The organism is Parasutterella secunda (assembly GCF_024733725.1).
GTDB lineage: Bacteria > Pseudomonadota > Gammaproteobacteria > Burkholderiales > Burkholderiaceae_F > Aphodousia > Aphodousia faecalis.
Genome location: NZ_JANRHP010000005.1, coordinates 112,280 through 131,102, shown reverse-complemented (window position 1 = coordinate 131,102; position 18,823 = coordinate 112,280). Strand labels below are relative to the sequence as shown.

Annotated in this window: 19 protein-coding genes and 1 tRNA gene; 10 read left to right on the top strand and 10 right to left on the bottom strand. The window is 50.1% G+C overall.

Going from position 1 to position 18,823, the window contains the following annotated elements:
* Positions 1 to 2 precede the first annotated feature (2 nt).
* The 4 genes from NW199_RS06550 to NW199_RS06535 all read right to left on the bottom strand — a co-directional run bounded on the left by NW199_RS06550 (position 3) and on the right by NW199_RS06535 (position 3,377).
* Positions 3 to 515: a DUF805 domain-containing protein gene (locus tag NW199_RS06550; RefSeq protein ID WP_258334021.1), complete on the bottom strand. Its 513-nt coding sequence runs from the start codon at positions 513 to 515 to the stop codon at positions 3 to 5.
* A 76-nt stretch (positions 516 to 591) separates the two neighbouring features.
* Positions 592 to 1,767: an NlpB/DapX family lipoprotein gene (gene bamC, locus NW199_RS06545; protein WP_249092088.1), complete on the bottom strand. Its 1,176-nt coding sequence runs from the start codon at positions 1,765 to 1,767 to the stop codon at positions 592 to 594.
* Positions 1,768 to 1,890: 123 nt separating this feature from the next.
* The gene (locus NW199_RS06540; RefSeq protein ID WP_022473036.1) at positions 1,891 to 2,538 is read right to left on the bottom strand and encodes a site-2 protease family protein; all 648 of its coding nucleotides are present in this window, start codon (positions 2,536 to 2,538) and stop codon (positions 1,891 to 1,893) included.
* 2 nt (positions 2,539 to 2,540) lie between these two features.
* On the bottom strand, positions 2,541 to 3,377 hold the full coding sequence (locus NW199_RS06535; protein WP_258334020.1) for a PHP domain-containing protein: 837 nt from the start codon (positions 3,375 to 3,377) through the stop codon (positions 2,541 to 2,543).
* Between the two features lie 60 nt (positions 3,378 to 3,437).
* On the opposite strand from NW199_RS06535, the gene NW199_RS06530 reads away from it, so the two are divergent.
* The 3 genes from NW199_RS06530 to NW199_RS06520 are packed head-to-tail and all read left to right on the top strand — an operon-like array spanning position 3,438 to position 5,871.
* On the top strand, positions 3,438 to 3,962 hold the full coding sequence (locus tag NW199_RS06530; protein WP_258334019.1) for a gamma carbonic anhydrase family protein: 525 nt from the start codon (positions 3,438 to 3,440) through the stop codon (positions 3,960 to 3,962).
* A gap of 14 nt (positions 3,963 to 3,976) precedes the next feature.
* The gene (gene hslO / locus NW199_RS06525; protein ID WP_258334018.1) at positions 3,977 to 4,885 is read left to right on the top strand and encodes an Hsp33 family molecular chaperone HslO; all 909 of its coding nucleotides are present in this window, start codon (positions 3,977 to 3,979) and stop codon (positions 4,883 to 4,885) included.
* 5 nt (positions 4,886 to 4,890) lie between these two features.
* The gene (locus tag NW199_RS06520) at positions 4,891 to 5,871 is read left to right on the top strand and encodes a hypothetical protein (RefSeq protein WP_258334017.1); all 981 of its coding nucleotides are present in this window, start codon (positions 4,891 to 4,893) and stop codon (positions 5,869 to 5,871) included.
* Positions 5,872 to 5,957: 86 nt separating this feature from the next.
* On the opposite strand, the gene NW199_RS06515 is transcribed toward NW199_RS06520, so the two are convergent.
* The 4 genes from NW199_RS06515 to kdsA all read right to left on the bottom strand — a co-directional run bounded on the left by NW199_RS06515 (position 5,958) and on the right by kdsA (position 9,932).
* Positions 5,958 to 7,154, bottom strand: coding sequence for a M20 metallopeptidase family protein (locus NW199_RS06515; protein WP_258334016.1), 1,197 nt, complete (start codon positions 7,152 to 7,154; stop codon positions 5,958 to 5,960).
* A gap of 96 nt (positions 7,155 to 7,250) precedes the next feature.
* Positions 7,251 to 7,631 (bottom strand): septum formation initiator family protein, encoded by a 381-nt coding sequence (locus tag NW199_RS06510; protein ID WP_022473042.1) that lies wholly within the window; start codon positions 7,629 to 7,631, stop codon positions 7,251 to 7,253.
* Between the two features lie 25 nt (positions 7,632 to 7,656).
* A complete protein-coding gene (gene eno / locus NW199_RS06505) occupies positions 7,657 to 8,949 on the bottom strand; it encodes a phosphopyruvate hydratase (protein ID WP_022473043.1) in 1,293 nt (430 codons plus the stop codon).
* A gap of 131 nt (positions 8,950 to 9,080) precedes the next feature.
* The gene (gene kdsA / locus NW199_RS06500) at positions 9,081 to 9,932 is read right to left on the bottom strand and encodes a 3-deoxy-8-phosphooctulonate synthase (RefSeq protein WP_258334015.1); all 852 of its coding nucleotides are present in this window, start codon (positions 9,930 to 9,932) and stop codon (positions 9,081 to 9,083) included.
* 217 nt (positions 9,933 to 10,149) lie between these two features.
* Here kdsA and NW199_RS06495 point away from each other — a divergent pair, with 217 nt between their 5' ends.
* Positions 10,150 to 11,634 carry a DUF1846 domain-containing protein gene (locus NW199_RS06495; protein WP_258334014.1) on the top strand — a complete coding sequence of 495 codons (1,485 nt, stop codon included), beginning with the start codon at positions 10,150 to 10,152 and terminating at the stop codon, positions 11,632 to 11,634.
* 108 nt (positions 11,635 to 11,742) lie between these two features.
* On the opposite strand, the gene NW199_RS06490 is transcribed toward NW199_RS06495, so the two are convergent.
* On the bottom strand, positions 11,743 to 12,711 hold the full coding sequence (locus NW199_RS06490; RefSeq protein WP_258334013.1) for a cation diffusion facilitator family transporter: 969 nt from the start codon (positions 12,709 to 12,711) through the stop codon (positions 11,743 to 11,745).
* A 208-nt stretch (positions 12,712 to 12,919) separates the two neighbouring features.
* Between NW199_RS06490 and NW199_RS06485 the strand changes: the two genes are divergently transcribed.
* From NW199_RS06485 to NW199_RS06460, 6 genes are all read left to right on the top strand, one after another.
* On the top strand, positions 12,920 to 13,957 hold the full coding sequence (locus tag NW199_RS06485; RefSeq protein WP_258334012.1) for a hypothetical protein: 1,038 nt from the start codon (positions 12,920 to 12,922) through the stop codon (positions 13,955 to 13,957).
* Positions 13,954 to 15,642: a single-stranded-DNA-specific exonuclease RecJ gene (recJ, locus tag NW199_RS06480; RefSeq protein ID WP_258334011.1), complete on the top strand. Its 1,689-nt coding sequence runs from the start codon at positions 13,954 to 13,956 to the stop codon at positions 15,640 to 15,642. The genes NW199_RS06485 and recJ overlap by 4 nt, the downstream gene beginning before the upstream one ends.
* A 69-nt stretch (positions 15,643 to 15,711) precedes the next feature.
* A complete protein-coding gene (tpiA, locus tag NW199_RS06475) occupies positions 15,712 to 16,476 on the top strand; it encodes a triose-phosphate isomerase (protein ID WP_022473049.1) in 765 nt (254 codons plus the stop codon).
* Between the two features lie 47 nt (positions 16,477 to 16,523).
* Positions 16,524 to 16,895, top strand: coding sequence for a preprotein translocase subunit SecG (gene secG, locus NW199_RS06470; protein ID WP_373691807.1), 372 nt, complete (start codon positions 16,524 to 16,526; stop codon positions 16,893 to 16,895).
* A gap of 49 nt (positions 16,896 to 16,944) precedes the next feature.
* Positions 16,945 to 17,029 (top strand) — tRNA-Leu (locus tag NW199_RS06465).
* A 166-nt stretch (positions 17,030 to 17,195) separates the two neighbouring features.
* Positions 17,196 to 18,041: a DMT family transporter gene (locus tag NW199_RS06460; protein WP_258334010.1), complete on the top strand. Its 846-nt coding sequence runs from the start codon at positions 17,196 to 17,198 to the stop codon at positions 18,039 to 18,041.
* 20 nt (positions 18,042 to 18,061) lie between these two features.
* Here the strand turns inward: NW199_RS06460 and NW199_RS06455 are convergent, their stop codons facing one another.
* Entirely contained in the window at positions 18,062 to 18,823 is a 762-nt protein-coding gene (locus tag NW199_RS06455; protein WP_258334009.1) for a hypothetical protein, read from the bottom strand.

Genomic DNA, 18,823 nt, shown 5'->3' with positions numbered 1-18,823 from the left:
CCTTACTTCAAAATAGCTTTTTTCGCTTTTTCATATTCTGCTTCGGACAAAAGGCCCTTTTCAAAAAGCGTTGCCAAGTCTTTTAATTCCTTCACCCGCATTTCCTCGTTACCGGGGAAATAGATATTGTTTTCGCCCAAGGGATTGACGCCGTAACGGTTTGTGCCGCGTTGAGAGCCGATAAGCCCAATGACTAAGTAGGCAATGAATTCAATGCCCGGAATAAAGAGCAATATGGCCCAAAGGCCGCTTGCGTCAAAGTCGTGCAAACGACGAACAGCCACGGAGACCGTGCTAAAAAGCGACACAACGGTTAAAACCGCGTAGAGTTTTCCGGCCTCAAAGATTTCAGGACTTGCGCTGGCATCTTGAATATCAAGCGACTGCCCGGGCAACATGGCAAAGGTGTACAAAAGATAAGGCACCCCCACCCGCACAAGAAGCCAAAAAGCAATCACCGCCCAAAAACGAGCGCGATTAATTCGACCTGAAAACGAAAAGAAAAGCTTAAACATATTTATTCCCAAAAGAGAAAAGGGAGTGCGGCCAACAGGCTCCACGCTCCCTCGTCTCCATTAGCCATAGAGGCTATTACTTCGTCTGCTCGCTCAAAAGCGTCAGGATACGCGGTGCGACACCGGTCGTATCGGCCTTACCATCTGGACCCAACACATGCACACGACATTCGGTGTCCGAGAGACGTTGCAGATAAATCACGTACTGCGGTGCTTCAACCGGCGTATCGCGACCGAACACATTGCTCCAGAAACCTTGTTCAGAGCGTTTCTGTTCTTCGTATTCTTGATCGAGATAGCGCACAAGGAAGAAACCTCTGGAGCGATCACGGTCTTCAACCGTAAAGCCCATGCGGTCAACGGCAAGCGCCACACGACGCCAGGCGCGTTCAAAGTCTTCCTTAATGTAAATGCTCGTTGCCACCCCTTCGGCATCTTGTTCGAGCTGGCTCACGGAGTTTTCCGGTTGGTAGCTCGCCAACTTTTCAACTTCGGCTTCGTGCTCTGCCGGACTCTTCTTCACCGCTTCAGGATTAAATTCCTGATTGATGCGCTGAGCCAGGCGCGTGAGCATTTCAGCTTCCATTTCCGGATCACTCGGACCGGGCTGCCAAACGGTGGTTTCGTTATCCCCACCCAAGCTCTTAACCACTTCAACCATGGCGCGGTGCGTCACGAAAATATCCGAGCCGCCGTTGGCTGAACGTTCAACACGGGCGCGATACTGGTCGCGTTCCCCGGTGGAATAAACCATATCAATCACACGGCCCAAAGTGGCACGAATAATGTCTTGGGGTAATTTGGCACGGTTTTCAGCCCAATTGGTTTCCATCACACCGGTTGCGGCATCTTGACGAGCCAGCGATAAACCGACCGTGGTCCAGAAGTCCTGCATGATCGGCCAGACCATTTCAGGCGACAGGTTCACATGAATCCAGCGATTGTTGCCTTCGCGGACAATCTTGGCCACTTCGCCTTGCGGCAAAAGAACCAATGCGTTCTGATTGGTGTTGCCGGCTTGGGCGGCATCAAGCTGAGCCTGTTGGCTTGCCCATACAGTCTGCGGGCGAGAAGGCACCGCAAAGCGGTCAGAACCGGGCACCGAAGTTAAATCCGGCGGGATTTCCAGCGGAGCGCGCGAGTCACTCGTTTCATATTGAATACGATCTTGGCCGAAGTCAAATGTCGAGCAGGCAGCCAAAGCCATCGGCAAAGCAACCACCAAACCCGTACGGACTACTTTTTTAATCATTTTGTCTTCACTCATTCGCGCACGAAGCTGACCCCGCACGCCTGTTACTTCAAATTAACCCGACTATTGTACCGATTTCGGCCTTTCTATGGGAAAAAGCCGATCAGCTTTTTGAAACAAATCTCAAAGCAAAACCCATGTCAGCAAACGTCTGGCCGTCCAGACAAAGGGATGCATGAAATAGGTTAAAAAGCCCGAAACAATCAAAACCACGAGAATCACCATCCCGTAGCGCTCAATTTCAGAAAATTTCACCGCTGCTTCATACGGTAAAAGCATCGTGACAATCCGTCCGCCATCCAAAGGCGGCAGCGGTAAAAGGTTAAAGGCCATCAGGTAGAAATTCACCATCACACCCGCGATGGTCAAGTCCAGCAATGACTGCGTCAGAAAGCCTGTCAGAATAAAGAGCTTAAGCATCAACAGCCAAAAGAGCGCCTGCAAGAGATTACTCAAAGGGCCGGCCAACGCCACCATGAACATCCCCTGACGAAAGGGTCTTAAGTTGCGTGTATTGACGGGAACGGGCTTGGCCCACCCCAAAAGCACTCCCCCTAAACCGGTGACGGCCGACCCCAACAACAAAATCCCCGGCACGATAATCGTGCCAACGAGATCAATATGAGGGATGGGGTTTAAAGTGACGCGTCCCATCATGGATGCCGTATCGTCGCCAAAGCGCTCAGCCATCCAGCCGTGAGCCGCTTCGTGCATCGTAATGGCGAAAATCAAAGGAATCGCATATACCGCGAGGTCATAAAGAAAATGCATGGTTAACGGTCTTTCAATAAATCTAAGACTGTGGGTAAATAATCCGGCAACGGTTCCTGAAGGCCTGGCTCCGGACGGCCGGGTTTGCAGCCGTGAAAGTCACTGCCGGTGCTCGCTAAAAAGCCCATATTTAAAGCAACCCTTGTGTAGCGCTCATTTTCAGCTTCAAAGTGACTGCCCGTTGTGACTTCAATCGCATCGCCCCCGAGCGCTTTAAATTCTTCCAAAAGATCAATCGTTGTCAAGGGAGCGGCAAAATTGTAACGTCCCGGGTGAGCGACCACAGCCACCCCTTCGGTCTCACGAATAAAGCGCATGGCTTCAGGCAACGTCATCCATTGCGTTTTGACAAAGGCCGGCCCTTCGTCTCTGAGATACTTCTCAAAAGCTTCGTCTTCAGTACCGACGGTTCCCCTCTGAACGAGAGCCAGGGCAAAATGTCTGCGCGAGAGATTAAGGCCATTGCCCGCCAAGTCCAACGCTTGCTCGTAGGTGTTATAGATGCCCATCGCGTCAAACTTCGAGGCGATGGTTCGCGCTCTCAGGTCACGCTGTTTACTCAGTTTTTCAGAAAGCTCCCTATAGGGTTCAAACTTTTTAGGACCGAGGCTGACAACATGAATCGTCCGACCACCCCACGAAACCGATAATTCCACCCCGTCAATGAAGCGCATGCCGAGCTTCTCGGCCTCTTTACGGGCCTCTTTGAGCCCGGAAACCGTGTCGTGATCGGTTAAAGCCATCACCTCCACACCGTTGGCGTGCGCCTTGCGAACCACCTCGGCAGGAGAAAAAACACCATCACTTGCACTTGAATGCACATGTAAATCTATTCTCATTTCACTATTTAAACTCGCTACAATCTACCCTCAAACTTTAAACGATTTAACGTTCTAAAGATGGCTATTTTTTCAATTTCTGACAAGATTCCGACCATTGCGGATACGGCTTACGTGGATCCGTTGGCCACGGTCACCGCAACGGTTACATTAGACGAAGAGGTTAGTGTTTGGCCCGGAGCCAGCATTCGCGGTGACGAAGCCGAGATTTCCGTGGGAAAAGGCAGCAATATCCAAGACTGTGCGGTCCTTCACACGGATCCGGGCAAACCTTGCCGGGTGTGCAACTACGTCACAGTGGGGCACTCAGCCATTTTGCACGGCTGCACTGTGGGTGAGGCTTCCTTAATCGGCATGGGCGCGGTCATTCTCAATGGCAGCGTTATCGGGCGAGAATCCTTGGTCGGAGCCGGAACGCTCATTACGGAAAACAAAACATTCCCGGACGGTGTGCTGATCATCGGACGGCCGGGACGCGTTGTGCGAGAATTAACCCCTGAGGAAAAAGAAAAAATTCGGGAAAACGCCCGACACTACATTGAACAAAAAAATCGTTACCAAACCGAGAAGAAACAAATCGGTTAAAACGGAAAAAAATCATGACTCAACACGACACGCTGCTTCGATTTATTTTTAAAAACACACCTGTGAAAGGCGCTTCTGTCAGACTGACAACCGCCTGGAAAGCCATGCGGCAATTTCAAAAATGGCCGTTAAGTGTTACGCGACTGATGGGAGAGATGACCGCGGGGTCGCTGCTTTTAGCCAGTTCCCTGAAGTTTGAAGGTGCTCTGATCATGCAGGTGCAAGGTGACGGGCCCGTGCGTCTTGCCATTGTTGAGGTCAGAAACGGTCTTCTAGTTCGCGCCACCGTAAAAATGCACGAAGGTGAAGAAGTAAGCGATACCATGGGCATGAAAGAATTACTAAACGCCCACGGACGCGGCCGCTGCGCAATCATGCTTGATCCCAAAGACAGGCGCGAGGGCGAACCGCTTTATCAAGGTGTTGTACCGCTCACCGGCGAGAGCATCGCCGACGCGCTGATGGGCTACATGGAGCAGTCCGAACAAATCCACACCAAACTTTGGCTCACCGCCGATGATTCTGCGGCAAGCGGTTTAATGCTTCAGAAAATGCCTGATTTCGGCGGCAAGGATGAGAACATCACAAGCGATGAGGAAAGCCTTAATCGTATTGAAACATTAGCCTCGACCATCACCGACGATGAGCTTTTAGAGCTCACGCCTGAAGAGGTCACTCACCGACTCTTTTGGGAAGAGGCTCCAGACTATTTTGAACCGGCAGAACCTAAATTTGCCTGCACCTGCTCGCGCGAGAAAGTCGAAGCGATGATTCGCAATTTGGGCGAAGTCGAAGCCCTTCAAATCGTGAAAGAAGAAGGTGAAATTAAAGTCACGTGTGACTTTTGCGGCCGCACGGAACGCTTTAGCGCTGAAGATGTCGTCAAACTCTTTGATGATGGTTCAGCCATCAAAAATAACTGATTGATATGAAAACCATATTTAAAAACAGCAAGAATCAAAACGTCATGGGTTTTAGCCACGAAGGGTTGCAGGGCGGCTTCTACCTGATGGGCAATCCTATTTTGGCCACCCTCAACGGTCCTTATCCGATCCGCAACCTCACCGAGGCTGAAGCGGTCGCGAAGGTTCGTGATATCACCCGGGACTTTTTGGAAAATACCGGCAAAAAAGACGGTCTCATTGCTTGGGTTTTAAAACTCATCATTGACGGAGAATGCCTTATTTACTCTGTCAATGTTAATGCTCAGACGGGAGAATTCACCGTCACGCATCAAAACCTCAAAGAAGTTTTGGACTCTTTCTTGCCTGCGCAAGTCAAAGGCGGAGAAGAGGTCGACGGTTTTTACGTGAAGGCCGAAGGGACAAAGGTTTGGGCGTTTGAGCCAGTGGAGCATTTTCTTTTATGCCTGATTCCAGACGATAAGCAAGCATCGCTTAATGTCCGTGTTTATCAAGCCGATCCTGCGTTAGCCGACCTCATTGAGCATGATCAAAATGAGATTCTTGAGCGCTTTATGAATAAGGTGATGCCCAAGCTCACGGGCCGCTATCCTCAGCTCTCCCCGATCAATCAGGCTAAACAGGCTGACCCGGAAAAACTCTTCGAGGATCTTATGTCGCTATTGGAAAATCCCGATGAGCGCATGCCTAAAAGAGAAGTTACGCTTGAGCTGACCGGACAACCGTCTGTGACCATGCAGCTTTCGCATCTTTTCGGCTTTCGGGCCATTAAAGACGGAGAAAAGAAAACCGAACACCTAACGGTCTATCACGATGGTCATCACTACTGGCTCTATACCGTCACCCCTTCGAATAACGAAAACGAGCCGCCTTTGATGACGCTTGAAAAAATCACGCCCGAACAAATCGTCGATTTAGCTAGAAGAATGGTTTGGGGACAGGCTAAAGCCGATGAAGTCCTTCAAACTCAAAAATGGATCAATTAAAACGAACGCTTTAGGCTAATTGATCGCCGCGTTTTCAGTAATGGTCCTATTTCACCGAACAAAATCGCTGAAATAGGACTTTTCTTTTAGATCTTCATGCGCGTTAAAGCGATAGACGCCAGGACGGCAGCACCCGTGGCAATGGCCTTGTCATTAAAATCGAATCCTTCATTGTGAACCGGTGCCGTGTGATCGGCATCTTTCATTCCAAGACGGAATAAGCAACCCGGTCGCTCTAAAAGCATGAAGGAAAAATCCTCTCCGCCTGTTGTACGGGAGAATTCTTTGACATTGGCAGCCCCGATGGCCAGCGCTGCGATTTCACGCGCAGCTTGCACATTTTCGGGCGTGTTATACATGGCAGGATAGAGCCGCGTGTAATTGACTGTTGCCTTTATCCCGTATGTTTGAGCGATACCCTGAGCGATTTCATTCATGCGTCGCTCAATCAAATCCTGAACTTCAGGTTCATACGACCGAGTGGTTCCGCGCAAAAGAGCCTTTTGCGGCATCACACTTGTTCCATCGGGATCGCCGGACTGCGCGCAGCAAATCGATACCACAGCCGCGTAGTAAGGCGACACATTGCGTGAGACAATGGTTTGCAGGGCCAAAATCGCCTCACCCATCGCAACAATAGAATCTTTAGAAAACTGAGGTCTTGATCCGTGCCCGCCTTGACCCTCAAAAACAATTTCAAACGTGTCAGCGTTCGCGGTGGCGTAGCCGGGCACAAAGCCGACCGTGCCGACATCAAGCGTGGGCTCGGCATGAAGCGCATAGAATTCATCAATTCCGAAACGCTCAACCAAACCGTCTTCAACCATGTGACGGGCTCCAGCAAATCCTTCTTCTCCGGGCTGGAAAATCGCAACCAAGGTACCCGCAAAATGACGATGCTCCATGAAATACTTCACCACGGCCAAGAGTGTAGCCACGTGACCATCATGCCCGCAGGCATGCATATGTTTGGCACGAGTGCTTGCGTAGGGTACTCCGGTATTTTCATTTAAGGGCAGAGCGTCACTATCGGCGCGAAGACCGATCGTACGTCCGGGCTGATCCCCCTTGACGACGCAAACCACACCGGCGACATCAGCTCCGCCGACTCGCGTTTCAATCGCTTCACACCCAAAACTTTTGAGCGCTTCAACAATCGTTTTTTCGGTTTGAGTCAAATTGAGACCCACTTCAGGATAGGCGTGAATCGTGTGACGAACTTGCGCGGCAACCTGGGCGCACTCACGCATCTCTTCAGGCTTAACAATCACGGCATCAATCATTTGGAATCCTTTGCCAATGAAAAACAGATGCCTTCAGTTATAGCCTATCTGAAGAAAAGATATCGGGAAAATTCTTGAGAAAATAATCGCTTCGCCCTATTTTTCGCCTTCTTTAGCGGGCGGTGTAACAGGAGCGGGACGATACAAAGGATCGTTCAGAATATCGGCGGGAATAGCATTTCCCGGAAGAACTTTTTGAGGTCTTTGAATACGAAAGAGCACTTCGCCGGGACGGACCATATTGAGGTCGTAGCGGGCGCGCTCTTCAATAGCATCGGCTCCCCGCACCAGGGAGCGGACTTCAGCGGCCAGGCGTTGGTTTTCCTCAAAAGTGAGGGCATTTTGCTCTTTAATATCAGCAAGCTCCTCACTTAACGAAACCACTCGGATATATCCCCCCTGACCGCCGATTAAAGGCCAAAGCATCAGAAGCAACAAGATCAGCAAGACCTTGATGATCTTATCGGGTGTAATCATTCGCTTTGACCTTAACGCTTAGCCATTAGAATGACCATTCCTTGATGCAGTAGAACGCATCGCGGCCCGGGTAGACAGCTTGGTCATCCAACTCTTCTTCAATGCGAAGCAATTGGTTGTATTTGGCCATGCGGTCGCTGCGGCTCATGGAACCAGTCTTAATCTGGCCGGCATTGACGCCAACGGCCAAGTCGGCAATGAAGCTGTCTTCGGTTTCACCGGAGCGGTGGGAGACCACCACGGAGTAACCGGCGCGCTTAGCCATTTCGATGGCAGCGAGCGTCTCAGAAAGCGATCCGATTTGGTTAACCTTAATCAAAATGGAGTTGGCCACACCCTTTTGGATGCCTTCGGCCAAAATCTTGGGATTGGTCACAAAGAGGTCATCACCCACCAACTGCACGCGGCGACCCAGGGCATCGGTTAACTTCTTCCAACCTTCCCAGTCGACTTCTGCCATACCGTCTTCGATGGAGATAATCGGATACTTGGCGACCCAGCCTTCGAGAACCTTGATCCATTCTTCGGCCGTATAGGTCTTGCCTTGACCCTTTTGAACATACTTGCCGTCTTCGTAGAATTCGCTGGCGGCGCAGTCCAAGCCGATGGCAATATCCTTACCCGGTTCGTAGCCTGCGGCTTTGATGGCTTCAATGATCAATTCGATGGCTTCTTCATGACTATCGATATTGGGGGCGAAACCGCCTTCATCACCCACAGCGGTGCTCATGCCACGGCCGTTAATGATCTTCTTTAAAGCATGGAACGTTTCCGCACCGTAGCGCACGGCTTCATGGAAGCTCGGAGCACCGATCGGAATAATCATGAATTCTTGTAAATCCAAGTTATTGTTAGCGTGAGCGCCGCCGTTGATCACGTTCATCATCGGCACAGGCATTTGCACGGCACCCATGCCGCCCAAATAGCGGTAAAGGGGCAAGCCGACATAGTTGGCGGCTGCTCGAGCGCAAGCCATGGAAACACCCAAAATGGCGTTGGCACCGAAATTGCTCTTATTTTCCGTACCGTCGTCTTCAATCATTTGAGCATCAATGGAAGCTTGCTGCGTCACATCAAACCCGATCAATGCGGGTTGAATCTTGGCATGGATGTTTTCCACAGCCTTCATGACACCCTTGCCGCCGTAACGAGCGTCCTTGTCACGCAATTCAAGCGCTTCACGGATACCGGTGGAGGCGCCGGACGGAACAGCTGCGCGGCCCATCACACCGCTGTCAAGATAGACGTCGCATTCCACCGTGGGGTTGCCGCGGCTATCCAAAATTTCACGAGCGACGATGGCATTGATCGTAGACATATCGGAAGTTCCTCAAAAATAGATTTCGGTGGTCGCGACCCCGCGGCCACCTTGCTTCAAAAATATAACGAAATCGGCTTATGCTGATTCTCGGTCGCTATTGTACCGTACAGGCACAGCAGTCGCGACGGTTAAAACGTGTTTTCCAACAAGGGCAAACCCTTGACCACACGGTCAATGGCAACCAAACTGCTCAAAAGTTCACGCATACGTGAAAGCGGGACCATATTCGGGCCGTCGCTCTTGGCGCATTGCGGATCAGGGTGCGTTTCCATGAAAAGGCCGGAAACACCAACAGCGACCGCGGCGCGCGAGAGCACCGGCACGAAAGCGCGGTTGCCGCCTGAACTCTTACCGTTGCCGCCTGGCAGCTGCACCGAATGCGTTGCGTCAAAAACAACCGGCGCACCTGTTTCGCGCATAATCGCCAAGCTTCGCATGTCGCTCACAAGGTTTCCATAACCAAATGAAGCGCCGCGTTCACAGCACATGAAATTATCTTCATTGACTCCGGCTTCACGAGCGGCCGCGCGGGCCTTTTCAATCACATTGATCATGTCGTGAGGAGCCAAGAACTGGCCTTTTTTAATGTTGACTGGCTTACCCGTTCGAGCACAGGCGCAAATAAAGTCCGTCTGGCGGCATAAAAAGGCCGGAGTTTGTAGGACATCCACGTACTTGGCAACGAGGGGAACCTCCGCTTCGGTATGCACGTCGGTGACCACCGGCACGCCTACGGTCTCTCGCACGCGAGCCAGAATTTCCAAACCTTTTTCAATACCGGGTCCGCGGAAACTCGAAACCGATGTGCGATTGGCTTTATCGTAGCTTGCTTTAAAAATGTAAGGGATGCCGAGATCGTCGCAAATTGCCTTCATTTCCCGGGCAATTTCCATCACCATTTCTTCGCTTTCGATCACACAGGGACCGGCCATGAGAAAAAACGGTTTATCCAAACCGACATCAAAACCGCAAAGTTTCATTTATAAAGGCCCTTATTCAAAATTACTTCATCAGAAAGATTTTTCTGTTAACGGCGCACAAACCCCCGCTTGCCTTACCAAATAAAGCAAAACGGTCGGCCACCCATAAGTAACGAAACCTATTTCTTTGCAAAAATATCTTTTAGGCTCTCGTCATTTCTTTCGTTTTGATTATACTGGCAAGCTGTTGATTTTCAGAAAGGAAGGAACACTAAAAATGACGGCGATTGGTTTTGATAATCAAAAGTATCTCACGACGCAATCCGAACAGATTCGTCATCGAATCGCCCAATTCGGAGGCAAGCTCTACCTTGAGTTTGGAGGCAAGCTTTTTGATGATTATCACGCCTCCCGTGTCCTCCCTGGTTTTAAGCCCGACAGCAAGATCCGAATGCTGCAGCAGCTCAAAAACGATGTCGAAATCGTCATCGCCATCAACGCCGCGGATATTGAATCCAATAAAATCCGCGGTGACCTGGGCATCACCTACGATGAAGATGTTTTGCGCTTAATCGATACCTTCCGAGAAATGGGTTTGTATGTGGGTAGCGTCGTGCTGACTCAATACACGGGGCAAAAATCCGCCCAAGCCTTTTTAAAGCGCTTAGAAACATTAGGTGTTCCGCACTATCGCCACTTCCCCATCCCGGGCTATCCTTCCGATGTTGATTTCATCGTAAGCGAAGAAGGACTGGGACAAAACGAATACATTGAAACGACCCGTTCGTTGATCGTTGTGACCGCGCCCGGTCCCGGAAGCGGAAAAATGGCCACTTGCTTGAGCCAGCTCTATCACGATCACAAACACGGAATCGAAGCTGGTTACGCCAAGTTTGAAACCTTCCCGATTTGGAATCTGCCCTTAAAGCATCCCGTTAACTTGGCCTACGAAGCGGCCACGGCTGACTTAAATGACGTCAACATGATTGACCCCTTCCATTTGGAAGCCTATGGGAAGACGGCGGTTAATTACAACCGCGATGTGGAGATTTTCCCGGTTTTAAATGCGATTTTCGAACGCATTCAGGGAGTGTCACCCTATAAGTCCCCGACGGACATGGGTGTCAACATGGCCGGCAACTGCATCGTCGACGATGATGTCTGCCGCAAGGCCTCCCGCATGGAAATTCTGCGCCGCTACTATGCCGCAGGCGTCAAACACATGAGAGGCGCCTCCAACGAGCAAGAAATCAATCATCTGAAACTCATCATGAATCAGGCGGAAACGACGCCCGATATTTGCCCGGCGGTCGCCGTTTCGCTTGACAAAGCTAAGCAAACCGGCGCTCCTGCCGCCGCCATGATGCTGCCCGATGGTCGAATCGTTACAGGCAAAACTTCCAGCACACTGGGCTGCGCCTCTGCCATGCTTTTGAATGCCCTGAAGCTTTTGGCCGGTATTGACCATGATGTGGATTTGATTTCTGCCCGAGTGCTCGAACCGATCTGCCAATTAAAGACCGAGTATCTCTTACACAAGAATCCGAGACTACACATCGACGAAGTTCTTTTGGCCTTGACAATTTCGGCTCTTCGCAACGAGGTGGCCCAAAAAGCCAAGGAGCAACTCTCGAAACTGCGTGGCTCCGAAGTCCACTTCACGGTCATCATCAGTGAAGAAGACGAACGCGTCCTTCAACGTTTGGGCATTAACGTTAGCTGCGAGCCTCGTTACGAAACCTCTCGCTTGTATCACAAGTAAGCGTCTGCCTTACTTTCATTGACACCCTAAGAAACGATCCCCGGAAGACGTCCAAATCTTTCGGGGATTTTTTTGTTTTGAGACGCTTTGGAATGGTTTGGCTATCTATTAGACTCGTGCCTTGCAATCACAGTCTGAGGCCGTAGCCTCTGTGCTTTCCCACTCGGGCTGCAAGGCCACATGATCAATGTTAAAGCGCTCCTTAACGTGTTTTCGAATCGCTTCCAAGATCAAAGGCCAAGAGCGATGAGAGTCAATTTTTAAGTGAGCCGTAATGGCTGAATATCCAGGACTCATTACCCATATGTGAAGATCGTGCACACTTAAAACACCGGGAATGGCGGCGATGGCGTCACCCACCTCCTCGTACTTCACTCCTTCGGGAACCGCATCCAACATAACGGGGACCGTCTCTTTCAAAACACCCCAAGCGGCATGAGCCACTAACACGCAGATCAAAAGCGAAAGAATCGGGTCAACTTCAACAGGGCCGCCAAAATAAATCACCGCGCCGGAAACAATGGCCGCAACCGAACCCAATAAGTCACCCAAAACGTGCACGAGCGCCGCACGGGTATTGACGTTTTTCTTATCTCGAGACAATGACCAGGCGACCGCAACATTGACCAAAAGACCGATAGTGGCAATCAACATGACGCTGCCGCCCGAAACTTCATGCGGATTGGTTAAGCGGTCAATGGCTTCATAGCAAATCCAACCCAAAACGATAAACATCACTAAAGCATTGACAAAGGCCGCCAACACTTCAATTCGGGCGTGACCGAATGAGTGGTGGCTATCGGCCCCCTCACGGGCAAGCCAATTGGCGACCAGGGCAAATAGAAGGCTTGCCGCATCGGTAGCCATGTGACCGGCATCACCGATCAAGGCCAAGGAGTTGCTTAAAAGGCCTCCCACCAATTCAACTGCAGAAAAACCTAAGGTTAGAAGAACCGCCACCCCCAAAACACTGGCTTTAACCTGACGGGTTGCGTGATCATAGAGACTATCCCCCTGGCCATGGCTAGAGAAGGCTCTGTCTTTTTCTAAATTGTCTGATTGAGTTTTACCGAACATTTTGGCTTCGCTTTCTTATTTATTCGAATATCCGCGCAGTGTACTCTTTCGACCAATCTATGGAGAATTGAAAATCAGTCTCAAAATGTTGAAAAACACGCTCACGTATAATGCTCAACGTATTAATTGTGTTGACGATGCTCGAGAGTTTAAAAAAGCTGCTTGAGCCTTTTTTGAGATGAATTCAGCGTACTTTTTGATTCCAGGATTGAGACTTCCGAAAGAAGTACTCAAAGAACCTTCATTGGGAGCCGATTTTTCTTCTCTTTTGCAATTAGGCGAAGGGGCAGAAGAAGTCATTGAGCAAGAATTGGTGCATGAGCCGGTCTTGGAAGGCGCGGCTCACATCGCCTGGCTCTGGCAAGTCATTGCCAAACGAGGCGGAATGCCTGAAACCGCAGCCTTTGAATGGGAAGCCGATGGCGGCCCCGCCATGGGCGCTGAAACCTGGCGTCTGCATACCGTGCACGATGCGATTATCAACGGTCAAACCATTTTGCGATCTCCCAAGGAAGAACTTAGTGCCGAAGAGCGCGACGAGCTTCACGATGAAGTGCTCGCCTGTGTCAGACAATTCGGTTTTCAACTTCAACAGTGGGCTGACCGCTGGTATCTCACCCGCAATCAGGATTGGAATCTGGTTGTTCGCCCTTGGTGCGCGCAAAAGTATCGTCCTTATTCAACTGACAGTCTAAGTGGTGCTGACGAACAAGCCTTTATCGCATTGGATGAAAAACTTCGCGCCATTTTGAAAAAAAGTGATGTGAACGCCAAACGTCTCGCTCAAGGGCTGGAAACCATTGACGGTTTTTGGCCCGATGGCGGCTCAAGACGGCATTTACTGAAGCCCTCCACAATACGAGCGGTCATGGCCAATGACTCCTATGTGTGGGGATGGGCTCAAAACGCAGGACTATTGAATTTCAGAACAACCGCGTTAAAAGACAATTGGCCCGAAGCGCCAGAAGGCGACCTTTTAGCCGTCGTTGACGGGCTCTATGAGAGTTATCGGCAAAAAGATTGGAGCACTTGGGCTCGAAAGCTACCCGATGTTATCAAGACGGTCACTCACTTAGCCGATCTTGCCCACGCCAGACGCGCCACCCGACTTGTTTTAGTCGCAAGCGGCGCCCGAGACACTCACACGGTTGTCATTGATAAAAATGCAACCAAAAGTCTTTTTGCGCGATTTAAAAAGAAAAAAACACTCAACTTGGAAAACTTTTTAGGTGAGACCGGACTATGACACGCTTTATTACAAGAGACTATAGCTCGGCCATTGCCCGGCACTTGACCGAAGAAGGTTTCCCGGAGCCCTTGGCACGTGTGCTGGCCGCCCGAGGCATTGAGACAGCGGAAGATTTAAAAGCTGACTGGCGAGCGATGCTTGCGCCGGAAACCCTGATGGGAACGACCGCTGCCGCCCAGCATCTTGCCGATGCCATTGATGCCGGCAAACGCATCATGGTGATTGCCGACTACGACTGTGACGGCGCCACCGCTTGTGCGGTCGCCCTAAAAGGGCTTCGCAGCATGGGCGCAAGCGTTGATTATTTGGTTCCCGACCGTTTCGTTTACGGCTATGGCTTGACTCCTGCCATTGTCGATTTGGCGGCACAAAAAGGCGCTCAGCTGATTCTTACCGTCGATAACGGGATGGCGAGCATTGACGGTGTTGCCGAAGCCAAAAAAATGGGCATTGATGTCATCATCACGGATCACCACTTGCCTGCAGAAACCTTGCCTGCAGCAGCCTGTATCGTCAATCCCAATACGCCGGGATGCAATTTTCCAAGCAAAAATTTGGCGGGCGTCGGTGTCATGTATTACGTTCTGATGGCCCTTCGAGCGGAATTTCGGCGACGCGGAAAATTTGACGCCAAAACGCAACCCCGTCTTGATGCTTTGGTTGACCTCGTTGCGTTGGGCACCGTGGCAGACGTTGTAAAACTTGACCGTAATAACCGAATTTTGGTTCAGCAGGGATTAAACCGAGTGAGAACGGGTCACACACACCCGGGGGTTAAAGCTCTATTTGAAATTGCCGGACGCCCAAGCGCTCAAGCCAAAGTGAGGGATTTCGGTTTTGTCATCGCTCCCCGCATCAACGCCGCCGGTCGGCTTGACTTGATGACGGCCGGCATTGAGTGCTTGATGAGCGACTCAGACACCGAGGCACAGCATTACGCCAAGATTCTCGACGATTACAACCGCCAGCGCCGAGAATTGGAATTAGACATGCAGTGGGACGCGGCCATGCTCTTAAATAAGATTGATGTCACGAAACGTCATACTTTGGCTTTGTATGAACCGACGTGGCATCAAGGCATTGTCGGTTTGGTCGCAAGCCGCATAAAAGAAAGCAAACACCGTCCGACCATTGCCTTTGCCAACGCCGCCGACGGTGAAATGAAAGGATCGGGCCGCTCGATTGAAGGTGTTCATTTACGTGACATGCTTGACCTTGTGACCAAAACCGCCCCGGGTATCATTAAAAAGTTCGGGGGACACGCCATGGCCGCGGGGCTAACCATTGACGGGCACCGTTTTGATGACTTCTGTCAGGCTTTTGAAACGGTCGTGGCTCAAAATTGCGAAGAAGATGTCTTCGAGCGGCATGTGTTGGTTGATGGCGACCTTGATCCAAGAGATATTAATATTTCTCTGATTGAAGCCATCAATGCGCAAATTTGGGGACAAGGTTTTCTTCCTCCCCTTTTTGCCAATGAATTTAAAGTTCTGCATCAAACGGTGCTCAAGGGCGGGCACCTGAAATTGATGTTGGAATTAAACGGTTCTCGTTTTAACGGGATCTTTTTCAGACGCTCGGCCGAGGTTCCCTCGGTTGCCCGTCTGGCATACCGGCCGGAGATCAATGAATGGATGGGGCAGCGAAGCATTCAGCTTGTGATTGAACAGCTCGAAGGTTAATGCTTGCACCGCCTTGTTTTTTCTTGATTTTCGTCTAAAATTAAGGCCTTTATTTTAGGTGGTGTCGATATGACTCGTAAGCCTTTTGTTGTCGCCAACTGGAAAATGAACGGCAGTCTCAAAGCCAATGATGAATGGCTTTGCGCTGCAATGCCGCAAATGAGCGGTACGCGCTTAAATTGCGATGTCGCGGTTTGCGCCCCCTTTGTTTATATTCCCCAATTGGTGATTGGCTTTGAGCATAGCGCCACGTTAGTGGGCGCGCAAAACTGTGCCCAATACGCTCAGGGCGCCTACACCGGCGAAGTGTCCGCCGCGATGCTTGCCGATGTCGGTTGCGATCTGGTTATTCTCGGCCACTCCGAACGCCGCACGCTTTTCGGTGAAACCGATGAGACGGTTGCTGAAAAGGTCCAAGTCGCATTTGATAACGGTGTTATGCCGATTGTCTGCGTTGGTGAAACGTTGCAAGAGCGCGAAGCCGGCAAGACCATTGAAGTGGTCAGCCGTCAGTTGCGTGCCGTTTTGGATAAAGTCGGCATCATGCCGCTGGTGGCCGGTGCGGTGGCCTACGAACCTGTTTGGGCCATTGGCACTGGAAAGAGTGCCAGCGCAGAAGACGCTCAAGCCGTTCATGAAGCTTTACGTGCTGTTTTGGCAGAAGTTGATCAAGAAGCCGCTCAACGCACACGTATTCTTTATGGCGGTAGTGTCAAGGCAAAAAACGCCCCGGAACTTTTTGCACAACCCGATATTGACGGCGCATTGGTTGGCGGCGCGTCATTAAAAGCTGAAGATTTCTTGGCTATCTGCCACTGCGCGGATAACCTGTAATTGAAAAAAATTTAAAACCATTTTTGAGTTAAAGGAAAATAGTAAAGATGTCCTCCATGTTGGTCTCCATCGCAATCGTGGTGCAAATTATCTCCGCGGTCGCCGTGATCATTTTGGTCTTGTTGCAACACGGTAAAGGCGCCGACCTCGGTGCTGCCTTCGGCAGTGGCGCGAGCGGTTCCATTTTCGGCGCTTCGGGCTCTGCGAACTTCCTGTCTCGCTCCACGGCTGTGGCTGCCACGCTCTTTTTCTTGGCTACCATCGCTTTGACTTTGGGTTCCGGTGCGTTCAAACAAACCGCCGCACCCGCCTCCGGAGTCTTGGGATCCGTCGAACAATCGCAATCTGTTGACGCAGATCAAACAAATACGACGCAACCTGCTGCTCCGGCCTCGCAATCTCAACAGATTCCACGCTAAAATAGCGAACTCTGATTTGAGGGATTTTTCTCTCGGATTAGTAAAATTTGCGGCCGTGGCGAAATTGGTAGACGCACCATCTTGAGGGGGTGGCGGAGCAATCCATATGAGTTCGACTCTCATCGGCCGCACCAAGTTTCCAACCCGAACTGATTAAATTTCAGTTCGGGTTTTTCGTTATTAATCCCTACCTCACAGCCATTCAATCCACTCTGGTTAAATAAAACCACCTAATTTGTTTTTGCTTTTTAGTTTCTCTAATGATTAATCTTTGCTGAGTTAGTCTTTTGAGAAAAAGTCATGCCTCAATACCTTCTTGCCATGACCATCTTCGGAACAATAGGGCTGTTCGTAAAATTTATCGAATTGCCCTCAACGGTCATTGCTCTGTCGCGTGGAGCATTAGGAACGCTTTTCCTGCTATTGGTATTGAAGCTTTTAAAAAGACGAATCAATACGGCGAGCGTAAAAAGCAACTTCAAACATTTAGTCATAGCCGGTGTCGCTCTGGGACTCAATTGGATTTTTCTTTTTGAGGCTTATCGATTAACAAGCGTTGCCACGGCTACGCTTGCCTATTACATGGCCCCCATTATTCTTATTCTCCTCTCCCCGATTCTGCTTCACGAACGCATCCCGTTGGGCAAATGGATTTGCGTCATTTGCGCTCTTTTCGGCATGTCGCTCATCTCCGGTGTTTGGGAAGGTTCGGAGAACGTTGCCTTAGACGGCATTACGATGGGACTTATCGCCGCCTGTTTTTACGCCGGCGTTGTCATTAACAACAAGTTCTTAAAGGGGCTCGATCCTTATGACTCGTCGATCGTACAGCTAGCCGTTGCAGCCATTGTACTTTTACCTTATGTCCTCTTTACGGTTGATTTTTCTGTTTTAAAGCCCGATACCACAACGATTGGTCTCACATTAGCGGTCGGTATTTTGCACACTGGTGTGGCTTACTGGCTTTATTTCTCGGCTCTTCCCAAACTCGAAGCCGCCCGCATTGCCATTTTCTCCTACATCGATCCGGCAATCGCTATTTTGCTTTCTGTTTTTGTGTTAATGGAACCAATGACAACCGCGGGCGTTATTGGCGCTGTACTAATTTTGGGGGCAGCATTGGCTTCTGAATTTGTGGAGAGGTGAATGATACGATAGCTTTCGAGTCACACTTCAATGATTTTACCGCCGTGGTCATCCACGTAATGTTGTACGAGCAAACGAACATTGCTCCTCAATTGACCGCTTAGGTGCAAATAGTCAGGTACTGACCAATAGTTATTGTCCAACATTTCATGAACAATATGAGGAATTTCAAGTGTCTGGTCATTCAACCATTGACAATCATCAGCCGTGTAGGTCAACCAATTTTTAATGTTCGCGTCGTCTGTAAATTGATTCCAATCACTAAGCATCGGATTATTAACGCAATCGCTTCGCCAATACTCTCTTAGACCAAAACACAAATCTTTCTGCCCGTAATATCGGTTCAGATAACGACTTAGTTCTGACAAAAGCGCTCTCATCTTAAAGAAGTTGCTTCCATAGCTCATCTCATCTTCCAAGACATTTTTAGCACCCGTTGATTCAACTTGGATTCCCGACTGAATGCACCAATCCGTCTCATTGGAGTAAGTTGGAGATTGAATCAAGCGGCTGACAATCTCAATGGATCGCGAGTGATTTAATTCAACCAGGTCCACGAGTTGACGGGTCACCTCCCAAAACAATTTTCGATTTTCTTTAGTATCCGGACAAGAGGCATTTAAACGCTGTTGTCGTTTAATAAGAGACTGCTTAATAAACTCTCTTTCATGCTCTTCTCGATCTTTCAAACTGCTGACGTTATCAAACGGTTTTTTCCCAAAGATTGCTTTTTCAAGCGCTCGGATTTCTTCAAAACAAGCGTATCGGTTTTCAACCATCAT

What these genes read in the sequence shown, in the direction of transcription:
- tpiA (WP_022473049.1), top strand. Translation starts at nt 15,712, where the DNA reads ATGACTCGTAAGCCTTTTGTTGTCGCCAACTGGAAAATGAACGGCAGT.
- NW199_RS06495 (WP_258334014.1), top strand. Translation starts at nt 10,150, where the DNA reads ATGACGGCGATTGGTTTTGATAATCAAAAGTATCTCACGACGCAATCC.
- NW199_RS06455 (WP_258334009.1), bottom strand. Translation starts at nt 18,823, where the DNA reads ATGATGGTTGAAAACCGATACGCTTGTTTTGAAGAAATCCGAGCGCTT.
- NW199_RS06530 (WP_258334019.1), top strand. Translation starts at nt 3,438, where the DNA reads ATGGCTATTTTTTCAATTTCTGACAAGATTCCGACCATTGCGGATACG.
- hslO (WP_258334018.1), top strand. Translation starts at nt 3,977, where the DNA reads ATGACTCAACACGACACGCTGCTTCGATTTATTTTTAAAAACACACCT.
- NW199_RS06490 (WP_258334013.1), bottom strand. Translation starts at nt 12,711, where the DNA reads ATGTTCGGTAAAACTCAATCAGACAATTTAGAAAAAGACAGAGCCTTC.
- NW199_RS06510 (WP_022473042.1), bottom strand. Translation starts at nt 7,631, where the DNA reads ATGATTACACCCGATAAGATCATCAAGGTCTTGCTGATCTTGTTGCTT.
- NW199_RS06540 (WP_022473036.1), bottom strand. Translation starts at nt 2,538, where the DNA reads ATGCATTTTCTTTATGACCTCGCGGTATATGCGATTCCTTTGATTTTC.
- NW199_RS06535 (WP_258334020.1), bottom strand. Translation starts at nt 3,377, where the DNA reads ATGAGAATAGATTTACATGTGCATTCAAGTGCAAGTGATGGTGTTTTT.
- eno (WP_022473043.1), bottom strand. Translation starts at nt 8,949, where the DNA reads ATGTCTACGATCAATGCCATCGTCGCTCGTGAAATTTTGGATAGCCGC.
- recJ (WP_258334011.1), top strand. Translation starts at nt 13,954, where the DNA reads ATGACACGCTTTATTACAAGAGACTATAGCTCGGCCATTGCCCGGCAC.
- NW199_RS06550 (WP_258334021.1), bottom strand. Translation starts at nt 515, where the DNA reads ATGTTTAAGCTTTTCTTTTCGTTTTCAGGTCGAATTAATCGCGCTCGT.
- kdsA (WP_258334015.1), bottom strand. Translation starts at nt 9,932, where the DNA reads ATGAAACTTTGCGGTTTTGATGTCGGTTTGGATAAACCGTTTTTTCTC.
- NW199_RS06520 (WP_258334017.1), top strand. Translation starts at nt 4,891, where the DNA reads ATGAAAACCATATTTAAAAACAGCAAGAATCAAAACGTCATGGGTTTT.
- NW199_RS06460 (WP_258334010.1), top strand. Translation starts at nt 17,196, where the DNA reads ATGCCTCAATACCTTCTTGCCATGACCATCTTCGGAACAATAGGGCTG.
- secG (WP_373691807.1), top strand. Translation starts at nt 16,524, where the DNA reads ATGTCCTCCATGTTGGTCTCCATCGCAATCGTGGTGCAAATTATCTCC.
- bamC (WP_249092088.1), bottom strand. Translation starts at nt 1,767, where the DNA reads ATGATTAAAAAAGTAGTCCGTACGGGTTTGGTGGTTGCTTTGCCGATG.
- NW199_RS06515 (WP_258334016.1), bottom strand. Translation starts at nt 7,154, where the DNA reads ATGATTGATGCCGTGATTGTTAAGCCTGAAGAGATGCGTGAGTGCGCC.